General features: G+C 41.3%; 13 protein-coding genes. 6 read left to right on the forward strand and 7 right to left on the reverse strand.

Going from position 1 to position 12108, the window contains the following annotated elements:
- The first annotated feature begins 47 nt into the window (after positions 1 to 47).
- Both WFY05_RS15485 and WFY05_RS15490 read left to right on the forward strand, forming a co-directional pair.
- On the forward strand, positions 48 to 1778 hold the full coding sequence (locus WFY05_RS15485; protein ID WP_340113810.1) for a family 43 glycosylhydrolase: 1731 nt from the start codon (positions 48 to 50) through the stop codon (positions 1776 to 1778).
- Positions 1779 to 1836: 58 nt separating this feature from the next.
- Positions 1837 to 3474 carry a glycoside hydrolase family protein gene (locus tag WFY05_RS15490; protein WP_340113811.1) on the forward strand — a complete coding sequence of 546 codons (1638 nt, stop codon included), beginning with the start codon at positions 1837 to 1839 and terminating at the stop codon, positions 3472 to 3474.
- 75 nt (positions 3475 to 3549) lie between these two features.
- On the opposite strand, the gene yajC is transcribed toward WFY05_RS15490, so the two are convergent.
- From yajC to WFY05_RS15515, 5 genes are all read right to left on the reverse strand, one after another.
- Positions 3550 to 3873, reverse strand: a complete 324-nt coding sequence (gene yajC / locus WFY05_RS15495; RefSeq protein ID WP_340113812.1) for a preprotein translocase subunit YajC — start codon at positions 3871 to 3873, stop codon at positions 3550 to 3552.
- An 11-nt stretch (positions 3874 to 3884) separates the two neighbouring features.
- The gene (locus WFY05_RS15500; RefSeq protein ID WP_340113813.1) at positions 3885 to 4280 is read right to left on the reverse strand and encodes a DUF1573 domain-containing protein; all 396 of its coding nucleotides are present in this window, start codon (positions 4278 to 4280) and stop codon (positions 3885 to 3887) included.
- Positions 4281 to 4315: 35 nt separating this feature from the next.
- Entirely contained in the window at positions 4316 to 5263 is a 948-nt protein-coding gene (gene nusB / locus WFY05_RS15505; protein ID WP_340113814.1) for a transcription antitermination factor NusB, read from the reverse strand.
- Positions 5264 to 5384: 121 nt separating this feature from the next.
- Positions 5385 to 6152 (reverse strand): rhomboid family intramembrane serine protease, encoded by a 768-nt coding sequence (locus WFY05_RS15510; RefSeq protein ID WP_340113815.1) that lies wholly within the window; start codon positions 6150 to 6152, stop codon positions 5385 to 5387.
- Positions 6153 to 6220: 68 nt separating this feature from the next.
- A complete protein-coding gene (locus WFY05_RS15515) occupies positions 6221 to 7246 on the reverse strand; it encodes a threonine aldolase family protein (RefSeq protein ID WP_340113816.1) in 1026 nt (341 codons plus the stop codon).
- 62 nt (positions 7247 to 7308) lie between these two features.
- On the opposite strand from WFY05_RS15515, the gene WFY05_RS15520 reads away from it, so the two are divergent.
- Together WFY05_RS15520 and WFY05_RS15525 are read left to right on the forward strand one after the other, a co-directional pair.
- A complete protein-coding gene (locus WFY05_RS15520; RefSeq protein ID WP_340113817.1) occupies positions 7309 to 7980 on the forward strand; it encodes a GOLPH3/VPS74 family protein in 672 nt (223 codons plus the stop codon).
- A gap of 10 nt (positions 7981 to 7990) precedes the next feature.
- Positions 7991 to 8305 carry a hypothetical protein gene (locus WFY05_RS15525; protein WP_340113818.1) on the forward strand — a complete coding sequence of 105 codons (315 nt, stop codon included), beginning with the start codon at positions 7991 to 7993 and terminating at the stop codon, positions 8303 to 8305.
- Here the strand turns inward: WFY05_RS15525 and WFY05_RS15530 are convergent, their stop codons facing one another.
- Positions 8306 to 8863, reverse strand: a complete 558-nt coding sequence (locus WFY05_RS15530) for a glutathione peroxidase (RefSeq protein WP_340113819.1) — start codon at positions 8861 to 8863, stop codon at positions 8306 to 8308.
- A gap of 108 nt (positions 8864 to 8971) precedes the next feature.
- On the opposite strand from WFY05_RS15530, the gene WFY05_RS15535 reads away from it, so the two are divergent.
- Entirely contained in the window at positions 8972 to 10714 is a 1743-nt protein-coding gene (locus WFY05_RS15535; protein WP_340113820.1) for a DNA polymerase III subunit gamma/tau, read from the forward strand.
- Here the strand turns inward: WFY05_RS15535 and pdxH are convergent.
- Entirely contained in the window at positions 10711 to 11346 is a 636-nt protein-coding gene (gene pdxH / locus WFY05_RS15540) for a pyridoxamine 5'-phosphate oxidase (RefSeq protein ID WP_340113821.1), read from the reverse strand. The genes WFY05_RS15535 and pdxH overlap by 4 nt on opposite strands.
- A gap of 122 nt (positions 11347 to 11468) precedes the next feature.
- On the opposite strand from pdxH, the gene WFY05_RS15545 reads away from it, so the two are divergent.
- Positions 11469 to 12077, forward strand: a complete 609-nt coding sequence (locus tag WFY05_RS15545) for a redoxin domain-containing protein (RefSeq protein WP_340113822.1) — start codon at positions 11469 to 11471, stop codon at positions 12075 to 12077.
- Positions 12078 to 12108: the final 31 nt, after the last annotated feature.

Below are 12108 nucleotides of genomic sequence, written 5' to 3' on the forward strand. Positions count from 1 at the left end.
TTTATCCGGAATAAATTGTATTTACTAACCAATAAAACCAAAATTAAATGAAGGTCTTATCGCTAATTGGTGTTCTTGTGCTGCTTTTCTTCGCGTGCAGTCAGCCAAAAGAACAGGAACTATCTGAAAATATTGTCACATATTGCAATCCCATTGATATCAACTATCGTTTTGCGCTCGATGAGCCTTCCCGGCGCGAAGCGGCCGATCCAACCGTGGTATTTTACAAGGACAAGTATTGGCTTTTTGCCTCAAAGTCGGGAGGATACTGGTATTCGGATGATTTGAAGGATTGGAACTTTGTTGCAACAAACGAAATACCTGTCGAGGATTATGCACCTACGGCCATTGTTCTGAACGACACTTTATATTTTATGGCCTCGTTGCAGGAACGAAATTCGATTTATAAAACCGCTGATCCGGCATCGGGAAAATGGAGTCTGGCAGTGGAGCAGATTGATATGCCCGCCTGGGATCCGGCATTTTTTCTCGATGATGACGGACGTTTATATTTGTATTGGGGCTGCTCTGATTCCAATCCGCTTTATGGTGTTGAAGTAGATTACCGCAATAATTTCGCATTTATTGGTCAGCCGAAGGAAATAAAATATCCCAATCCTGAAGAATTTGGTTGGGAAGTTCCCGGCGATTACAATACCATACTTAAGCAAAGTCCGTGGATTGAAGGAGCCTGGATGAATAAAATAAACGGGAAATACTACCTGCAATATTCAGGGCCAGGTACTGAATTTAAAAGTTACAGCGACGGTGTTTATGTTTCTGACCAACCTCTGGGACCATTCGAACCACAGTTGCATAATCCGTTCGCCTATAAACCCGAAGGGTTTGCCAATGGCGCTGGTCATGGAAGCACGTTTACCGATAAATATGGAAATTTCTGGCACATTGGAACGGTTTCTATTTCGCAAAAGCACATGTTCGAGCGTCGGTTAAGTTTATTCCCCACTTTTGTTGATCAAGACGGTACGTTATATGCCAACACAAAATTTGGAGATTATCCGATGCAGATTCCCAATAAAAAGATTTCAGCTTTCGAGGACATTTTTCCCGGTTGGATGTTGCTTTCGTTTAACAAACCCGTTGAAGTATCCTCGTCTATCGATTCTTTACCTGCAACAAACATAAACGATGAAGATATTCGTAGCTACTGGGCTGCCAAATCCGGAAATAAAGGTGAGTATGCCATGATCGACCTTCAAAAATCCTGCGATGTGTACGCATTGCAGATCAATTTTGAAGAACATAACACGAATTTATTCGGGTATAACGAAGATCGTTTTCATCGCTTTATTGTTGAGTGCTCAAACGATAAGCAGAATTGGGAAGTTGTGTGGGATCAATCGCAAAATACCAATGACAATGTTCATCTTTATTTTCAATTGCCCGAAAAAATTGCCTGCAGGTATCTGAAGATTACCAATATTGAGGTTCCGGATGGAAATTTTGCACTCAGCGGATTTCGAGTGTTTGGGAAAGGAATGGGAGATGCGCCTGCAAAGGTAACCCGCCTCTTTGCCGTAAGGAACAATGATAATAAGAGAAGCGTCAAATTAACTTGGAATGAAGCTTCAGGGGCCGATGGTTACATCATCAGTTATGGAATAGCAGAAGACAAGTGCTATCAGCATTATTCCGTTTACAACGACACCTCGGTAAAAATAAATAGTTTGAATTCGGCCATTGATTATACGTATACAATTTCATCGTTTAATGAGAACGGAGTGACCGACAGTAATATTTTTGTCAGTCTGGACTGAGTGTTTTGCATTATGTTATAATTTCGTGTAGGCACGTAATTTCTATATTGATCTTCCTATGAACCGAATTTTTTTTATCACAATATGCATTTTCTTTCTTCACAATCTGGGTGGTTCAGCCCAGATCACCGAACGTGAGCGACCAACTGAATGGGAGAACCTTGTTTTTGGCGGCCGCTATATGGATCGCTTTTTACCCATGCCTGATCGTGGCGGAATGACTTCGGAAACGTGGGGTGCGGCAGACGTCATCCCCCGCGACGTAAACAATGGCATCGAAGATCCGCTTTGGTCGTACTGGGGAGGAAACATTCGTTTGATGGACGATGGAAAGTACCATCTTTTTGTGTGTCGATGGGCAGAAAATTCTCCAAAAGGTCATATGGAATGGGGGAATTCGAACGTGGTACACACTGTCTCTGATGATCCCGCTGGGCCTTACAAAGTAATTTCAGAAATTGGCAAAGGACACAATCCCGAGTGGTACATCACCAAAAACGGACAATTTGTGATTTATGTGATCGATGGTTATTACCTATCCGATAATATCGATGGCCCCTGGGATTACAAGAAATTTGATTTCGATCCGCGTGACCGGGAAATTATCGAAGGGCTTTCGAACTTAACGTTTGCAAAGCGCGAGGATGGTTCTTTTGTAATGATCTGTCGTGGCGGGGGAGTCTGGATCAGCAAAGACGGACTTTCGGGCTGGAACCAAATTACCGATTCACGAGTTTATCCTCCGGTTGACGGGCGTTTCGAGGACCCTCTGATTTGGAAAACCAACGTACAGTATCATTTAATAGTAAACGACTGGCTGGGCCGAATTGCCTGGTACCTGCGCTCGAAAGATGGGATTCACTGGAAAGTTGATCAGGGTGAAGCGTATATGCCAGGAATTGCCCGGCATGAAGACGGGACGGTAGAAGACTGGTTTAAATACGAACGTATCAAAGTCCTTCAGGATGAGTATGGCAGGGCAGTGCAGTCTAACTTTGCAGTGATAGACACCATAAAATGGGAAGATCATGCAAACGACAATCACAGCTCAAAAAATATTGCAATTCCTTTAACCGTAGGTAAGTTACTTACTGTTCTTAACGAGGATCCGATCACGGAAGAGACAAAAGAAATAAAAGTGTTGGTGGAGGCTGAAGAGGGTTTCGATCCGAATACAGATATGAATTTGGAGTCGTTGCGATTTGGTGCATCGGAGGAAGTAAATTTTGGCAGAGGATCTAAATTGAAAAATATAAACCGCGAAGGTGATAATGCTATTCTTACTTTTTTGGGCGCTGGTAACGGGATTAATGAAGATAACTTTGCGGCTAAATTATTGGGAAAAGATAAAGACGGAAATTTATTGTTTGGCTATTCCAGGTTACCCGGAGTTAAATACACTGAAGCTGTTCTTTCGGCCCGAAAACCTGTTTTTGATGCTGATCGAAAAAACATCAGTATAATAGTTGAAAATTTTGGCCTGGTGAAGTCGGAGAAATCTGACATTCATATTTATCAAATTGAAGGTGAACAGCGAACTGAAATAGGGGAAACCTCGGTGCCTGCTTTGAATCCATATGAAAGTATTACGCTAAATCTGCATGCTACCCGTCAATTATCAGCAAAAGTAGATCTAAAATTATTGGTGGTTATTAATCCGGGAGAACCGGATGAAGTATTATTTCATGTAAACTGACGAATATTCACCTTATGAAAAAAAGGGTTGATTAAACTGAAATGACCAACCCTTTTTCTTAGTTGTGAAAACGGTTTAGCGTTGTGGCTGAGCATCGCTCATGTCTTTCACAATACCGTTTTTATCCACTTTAATCTGCACATCTTTTGCTATTTCAAGTATGATGTGCGTTTCTTTTACTTCAGCAATTTTACCGTAAATTCCACCGGTGGTTACTACTTTATCACCTTTCGAGAGTCCTTCACGAAACTTGCGGGTTTCTTTTTGACGTCGCATTTGCGGACGGATCATAAAAAAGTAGAACACCACAATGATCAGCAGCAATGGCAAAAAGCTCATCAATGGGTTCGCTTCAGTTCCTTCGGCGGGTTGCATCATTAACAAAATACTATTCAACATGTCTGTAATTTTTAATATTTAATATCCAATAATTCGTTTTTTACTGTGGCAAAAATAGCTAAATGTTTTAATTCATTGCTATTTCCGTGTATTTCAATTGTCTTGTACTCTCTTCCTACCAATCCGGAGCTATCGAGTTCAACTTCAATCCAGCCTTTTTTGCCGGGTTTTATGGCTTCCCGAATAAAGTTTGTACGAACACAACCACAGTCGCTTTCAACATCCTTAATGACGTAATTGTGGCTTCCCGTATTTTTGAATTCGAAGGTATAAACCACAATTTCTCCTGCTTTCAATTCACCAAAACCATGAGACACTTCGGTAAATTCAATGCTTGTTTTTGCATTGTCGTTTGCGTTTTCTTCTGTGCTCTGTTGTTTTGAAGGCAGTCCAGAACAGGCTGCCAACAGCAAAATTAAAATCGATATGTAAACCCGGTGCATTATTCTCCGATCAATCCTCTTCCAGCCTTGTTGATTTTTTCCGACCGTTTCAGGTCCTTCAGGGTTTTGTCGAGGATACCGTTAATAAAGTTCCGGCTTTTCTCAGTGCTGTAAAATTTGCTGAGTTCGATGTATTCGTTCAGCGAAACTTTTGTTGGAATAGTGGGGAAGTAGAGGAACTCGGTAATGGCCAGTTGCATGATGAGGATGTCCATAAATGCAATGCGTTCAACGTCCCAGTTTTTCGAATGTTCCTTGATCAATTCGCGCAGTTCATCGTGGTTAATGATGGCTTTACGAAGCAGGTCCTTTGTGAAGTCACGATCTTCCTGATCCTTGTACATAGGCATCAAACGATGCTCAGCGTTTGTCAGCTCGTTGAAACGCTTTAAGGTTTTAACGATCATTGACACAACAAAATCAACATCGTCGTTCCAGTATATGCTCTTTTCTTCGAGTACCTGGTACAGATCTTCCGAAAGCAGGATGATTTTATTGAAAAGTCGTTCAATGAATTTCCTATCGTCGAGGTACGAGCGGTTGCCGTCGTTCATGTATTTCTCGTACATTTCCGACTCGGTCATCATCAGGTACAATTCCTTGATCAGCTCCGGGTTATCTTTCCACGAAAGTTTTTTCTGATTGAGGTAAGTCATCAGTTGTTTATTCTGGCGCAGTTGAGCAATTACCTGGTTACTGATGAATTTTGTATTGGGATGAAGATCGTCGTACGATGGTTGGTGTTTATTCTTTTTGATTTCGATCCGGTTTTCGGCATAATCTGCCATTTCAATAACCAGGTCGAACAAGTAGTGATAAAGCTCGTAAGCTTTTTGAATGCAGAAAAAGAGTTCTTTCTCAGTGTTGTTAATCGATTTTTCTTCTGATGAATAATAGGCGTACAACACTTGTAACACCTTGGTACGGATAATCCTTCTGCTAATCATTTTTAATGAACTTCGTTATAAAACATGCGGCAAAATTACACCTTTTTTTGAATCTTTAGAATTGTGGTTTCAGAAATGAACACAACCTTAATTCTATATAAAAACCAAGTTCTCTGTTGTGTCAAAACTGCCCAGTATGGCTCACGTTTCCAGGTGAACTGTTTTTCCTTTCCTCTTTCATCTGTGATTGATGATTGTTGACTTCTTCCTTAACCTGTTCCTCCGCCTGAGCCTCTTCCTCATCCCCTTCATCTTCTTCATATTCCCAGTCGAACTTTTCGCGGCGAATGATGTATTTTCGGTAGTAAAAGGCCAGAACCACGCCGGAAATTGCTCCCGACAAATGTCCTTCCCACGATACTTCGGGCTTGATCGGCAATAATCCCCAAACCAGTCCGCCATACAAAAACACCACTACTACCGAAAGTGTAAGCAGTCGCACGTCGGAGCGGATTATTCCGCTAACAAAATGAAAAGCAGCCAGTGCATAAACCACACCGCTGGCTCCAATGTGCCAGGCTTCGCGCCCCATTAACCATGTGCTTATTCCCGACAAAAAATACAGCAGGAAAAAGATGCGATACGATATTCGGCGGTAAAAATAAATAAGCATAAAACCCAGAATAAAGAAAGGCAGCGAATTGGAGATGAGGTGGCTGAAGTCGGCATGAACAAATGGCGAAAAGACGACGCCCTGCAATCCATCGAGGTGTAAAGGGAAAATGCCGAAGCGAACCAAACTGCGCCCGGAAGTCACTTCCAGTATTTTCACGATCCACATTAACATTACAAAAGCCGCCGGGAACAAAAGGCTGTGAATAAATATTTTCTTTTCAACCTCGGGATCCAGGTTTTTCGGATTGCTGGGATAGTAACGGAATATGGGCATTTATTTGCTTTGTGGCATAAAGTTAAAGTTTTCCCTGTCGTTTCTCCTTTGAAATGGAGGTTAATTCACTACAGTAGTTTTTTGATCAAACTAACAAAATCGAATATTTCGTCTTTAGTGGTGTCAAACGAGGTCATCCATCGCACTTCCGACTTTATTTCATCCCACATATAAAAGAAAAACTGTGCCCGAAGCGGTTCAATAATTTTTGGTGGAACGATAGCAAAAATACCGTTGGCGTCAACCGGTTGGGTAATTTTTATTTGCGGAATCTGTTTCACTTCTTTTTCAAGCAGTTTGGCCATTTTGTTTGAATGACTTGCTGATGTTTTCCATAAATCGTTTTCGAAATAAGCCTGAAACTGGGCCCCGACAAATCGCATTTTCGAGTAAAGTTGCATGCTTTGTTTGCGGAGGTATTTCGTAAAATCTGTCAATTTCGGATTAAAAAACAACACCGCCTCACCCATCATCATTCCGTTTTTTGTACCACCGAAAGAAAGAACATCAACACCGCAATCACGGGTAAATGATTTAAAATCCATGTCGAGCGAAACGGCTGCATTGGCAATTCGTGCACCGTCCATGTGCAAAAACATGTTGTGTTTGTGTGCCAGATCGGCCAGCGCAATAATTTCTTTGGGCTGATAAACTGTTCCCATTTCGGTAACCTGTGAAATGGAAATGACACGCGGTTGTGAATGGTGTTCAAAATCAAAACCTTTAAGGTGAGGAAGCACAGCCTTTGGAGTAATCTTACCATTTACCGGTTCAACGGGGATGAGTTTACAGCCAGTGAATTTTTCGGGGGCGCCACACTCGTCTTCCTGAATGTGTGCGGTTTCTGCACAAATCACCGAATGAAAACTTTGTGTAAGTGTCGACAGGCTCAGTACATTGGCACCAGTGCCGTTAAATACAAAAAACACTTCCGTTTCCTGTCCAAATTTCTCTTTAAAAATATCGATCGCTTTTTGGGTGTATGGATCGTCGCCATAGCCAACCACATGATCCGTGTTGGCGGCTTCCATGGCTTTAAAAATCGACGGATGTACTCCTGAATTGTTATCGCTTGCAAATCCTTTATTCATCATACAATTATTGTAACTTTATCAAAATTATCGTACTAATTAAGCAAGAAAAAATCAATAATCAGATGGAACAATCAATTCCTTTGGCTCAAAAAATTTATTTTCTTGGTATACATCCCGAAAAAGGAGGGATTCGATCGACCTCTCAAACAGGCATTAATTATGTGCTGAATGGAACGTTACTCATGGAGTTGTACCTCGATAAAAAGATCAAATTCGATGAAAAACGCATTGTAGTGCTTTCCTCAAAATCGGATAATCAGCTTCATCGTTTTATTTTGGAAAAGCTGAGTGAATCGAATACTCCACGGAAAATTGGCAGGTGGATCAACAAACTCAATTATTCGCAAAAATATATCCGGAGTGAAGTACAAAATGAACTGGTTAAAAAACGACTGATCCGGCTAGAGCCGAAACGTTTTCTATTCTTTAGTTGGAAGAAACCATTTATTACCAACAAACAGTTGATGTATAGCTTGATCGACGACATTGATAAGCAGATTTTTAATGGAACGTCGGTAGAAGAAGAATTGATCTTTCTTTCGTTCTTAAAACCGGGTGGCTTTTTAAATCGCTTGTACCGCGACGGAAAGAAGCGAAAGCTCGCCAGGGCAAGGTTAAAAGAAATGATGGTTGAAAATCGTGTGTCGGGAGCTGTTGCCGATGCTATTACAGCTGCACGGGCGGTTGCTGCTTCTGTAGCCGTTACGGCTGCAACTTCTTCAGCAGCTACCTAAACCATATATTATGAACACCAAACTAAAGAAAACCATTTTACTAATTGCAGGACCGGGTGTATTGCTGGTGGAAGCCGTGGCTCTCTTTGTGCACCTTTTTACATCAACCAACGCAAAGCCTTGGCTTATTGGCGGGTTGCTTGTTTTTTTCGTCGTTTTTATACCCATGTATGCCATCGAATATTTCAGGCAGGAATTTAAAACCGATGAAAAGAAAAAGATGCACTTTAAACGAAAAGGAGGACGAACAGAATGGCGTGGCGGAAACATTCACGGCAAAGTTCCGCTTTCGACAAAAAAGCCCGGAAAACTTTATAACGACTGATCATTCATTTAACCATTCTATAATTCGATGGTTGTAAGGGCTGTTTGCAGGTCCGACAAAGTCGATGACATGCCCGGTAGTGTCGATCATAAATTTCTGAAAATTCCAGCGTACTTTAGCATCAAGTGTCCCGTTTTCTTTGCTGTCAGTCAGCCATTCATACAGTGGAAATGGATCTTCGCCTTTGATCGATATTTTTTCCATAAGCATGAAGGTCACTTCATATTGTTTGCAAAATTCCCTGATATCAGCGTTTGTGCCGGGTTCCTGGTTCCCGTAATCGTTGCACGGAAAAGCCACAATTTCAAAACCATCGCCGCCGTATTCTTCGTACAGTTCCTGAAGTTTCTTGTACTGGGGAGTTAACATGCATTCGGAAGCGGTATTTACAACCAGCACTTTTTTACCTCTGAAAACGTCAAAGTTCAGCAGTTCTCCATCGATTGTCCGGGCCGAGAAATCGTAGAATGTTTTCTCCTGAACTTTTGAAGCAAGCGATAAAAGAGCAATCGTAAGGATTTTGGTCCACAATCTATATCTTTTTAAAAGTCTAATCATTTCGCAATCAGTTTATTTTAAAGTTACCAATATTGTGTTAATAAAAAAACGCTGCCAAAGCGCCAGTTTTAATTATCTTTGATCATCCGCAAAGGCAGGAGAGATTTTATGGAGAACTTTATTGTATCAGCGCGAAAATACAGGCCCGACTCTTTCGAAACGGTTGTTGCACAGGCATCGATTACAGGAACTTTAAAAAATGCCATTAAGAACAATCAGTTGGCACATGCCTATTTGTTTTGTGGGCCGCGTGGAGTGGGGAAGACCACCTGTGCACGTATTTTTGCTAAAACGATAAACTGTACCAATCTCACTTCAGAAACCGAAGCCTGTAACGAATGCGATTCGTGTAAGTCGTTCAACAGCAGCAGGTCGTTTAATATTCACGAGCTGGATGCGGCTTCAAACAACTCGGTCGACGATATTCGAAACCTGACCGACCAGGTTCGTGTTCCGCCGCAAATGGGAAAGTACAGTGTGTACATTATCGATGAGGTTCACATGTTATCTTCTCAGGCTTTTAACGCTTTCCTGAAAACGTTGGAAGAGCCACCAAAACATGCCATTTTTATTCTGGCAACTACCGAAAAGCACAAAATCATCCCGACAATATTATCGCGCTGTCAGATCTTTGACTTTAACCGTATTGGCGTAAGTGATATTTCAAATCATTTGACTTATGTTGCGAAAAGCGAAGGTGTTGATGCGGAGGCGGAAGGCTTAAATGTTATAGCGCAGAAAGCGGATGGTGCCATGCGAGATGCGCTTTCGATCTTTGATCAGATAGTGAGTTTCTCGGGAAAGAAAATCACTTATCAGGACGTGATTTCCAACCTGAATGTGTTGGATTACGATTATTATTTTCGCCTCGTTGACGAGTTTCTAAAAAATAATGTCACTGAGGTTTTGGTGATCTTTAACGAAATTCTGAACCACGGTTTCGACGGACATCATTTTATCAGCGGACTGAGTAACCATATTCGCGATATACTTGTATGCAAGGATCCAGTTACTGTTCAACTACTTGAAGTTGGTGGCGATATCAAGGAGCGTTATAAAACACAGGCCGAAGCATGCAACAGCGACTTTCTGCTCGATGCATTACAAATTATCAACGAATGTGATCTAAATTATAAATCAAGTCAGAACAAACGATTATTAATTGAACTGGCCTTGATTCGGATAGCACAGCTAACCCAAAAAAAAAAAATAGCTGACGCTGAGGACGACATTCTCGAGCCCATTTTCTCGGGCTTGGACATTCCGGAAGAACAAGTAGTTGAAAAACCGGTTGTAGTGCCAACCACAAAGCCAAAAACCGTTGAGTCCAGGACTATTGTTGAAGAGCCAAAACCACAACGTAAAGTGGTAAAACGTAGCTCGTCGGGACGCATGAGTACACCTTCGATTAAGAAAGCATTGCGTGGCGAATTCGAAGATAAAAAGCAGCTCTCATCAATACAACAGCACCAGATGTTTTCGAAGGAGGGAGAGGTTGAACCTTTTTCCGCAGAGGAAATTGAAGAAAAGTGGAAGGTTTTTCTGGGCACACTGGATGATCGTCCGAACATGAAATCCACCCTAGCCAATGTTCCCAAATTGGAAGATGATTACTCGCTGATACTGGAAATTGATAACCGAATTCAGGATGAACTCATCGGAAAAATTCGTCCCGAACTGGTGTCGTTTTTGCGAAAAGAACTGCGCAATTCAAGCATCAATCTAAAAACAGTAATAACCGATGTTAAGCGCGAAAAAGTGATTTATTCCGATATTGAACGCTACCAGGCTATGGCCGGGAAAAATCCAAACCTGGCATACTTAAAGAAAAGCCTTAATCTCGATTTTTAAGGAGCCAGTCGCTTTATGTTCCAGTTTTCGTTTTCTTTCTCATAAACAATCCGGTCGTGGAGACGATTCTCACGTCCCTGCCAGAATTCAAATTTTACAGGGCGTATCAAATACCCTCCCCAATGTTTCGGACATTCGGGATTCGATTCGTTCAGCTCATTTTTTAAGGTCTCAAATTTATCCTCGAGAAATTTTCGTGAAGGCACTTCATAACTTTGATCGGAAATGGCAGCAGCTACCTGGCTGTTAAAAGGGCGCGAATGAAAATAATGCTCTGATTCGCTGTAAGATATTTTTTCGGCATATCCCGAAATGCGTACCTGGCGTTCGAGTTCCGGCCAGAAAAAATGCAGCCCCACCTTCGGATCCGCAGCTATCGCTTTACCTTTCTGGCTGTTGTAATTCGAGAAAAAAACAAATCCATTTCCGCTGTAGCTTTTTAGCAAAACGATTCTCGATTGCGGGAAACCGTCAGTACCGTTAGTGATCAAAGCTACCGATGTAGCATCCGGCATTTCCAGGTTTAGTGCTTCCTCCATCCACTGTTGAAACAGTTTAATAGGGACTTTATCTACATTTTTTTTGCTGAGTTCTGCTAGCTTGTATTCCCGTCTTATCGATTCAAGTTTCATTCAATCAAAGTTTTCACCAACCTAACCGTGCAAATGCATTTTTGTTTAATCGCTGAACTTTATTTTAAGGCCCGTGTTTTTATTACAGACAATTTAGTGTTTTACTATTAATGTTTATGACCATGAAAAATTTAATTCTATTTCTACTTGTTTTATTTGCAATGCCTGCTTTGGCGGGAGACAATACATCGAAACTGGAAATTGGCGACAAGGCCGTTTTAACCGATGTTAAAATGACTGATGTTTCAGGGAAAAGTGTTTCAATAGATGATGTGAAAAAGGAGAATGGTGTTTTAGTCCTGTTCTCGTGTAACACCTGTCCGTTTGTAGTAAGATGGGAAGATCGTTATAACGAGATCAAAAAATGGGCAGACAACAACAAGGTGGGTATGATTGTTTTGAATTCGAATTATCAGAAACGATCGGGCGACGATTCGATGGAAGCGATGCAGACCAAAGCAAAAGATCAGGGCTACAACTTCTATTATGTGGTGGATAAGGAAAGTAAAATTGCCAATTCGTTTGGCGGACAAACAACACCACATGCCTTTCTATTTAATGGCGATTATCAACTGGCCTACAAAGGTGCAATCGATGATAGTAATGGCAGCCTCGACAATGTTTCAAAAGAATATTTACAAGATGCGCTTAAAAGTTTAGGTAGCGGAAAAGATTTGGCTGTAACAGAAACAAAACCTGTTGGTTGCAGTATAAAACGTAAGTTAGATTAATTTTTTAAAACGCTTATTTTAATTGAGTGAT

Source organism: Maribellus mangrovi, from assembly GCF_037646455.1.
GTDB lineage: Bacteria > Bacteroidota > Bacteroidia > Bacteroidales > Prolixibacteraceae > Draconibacterium > Draconibacterium mangrovi_A.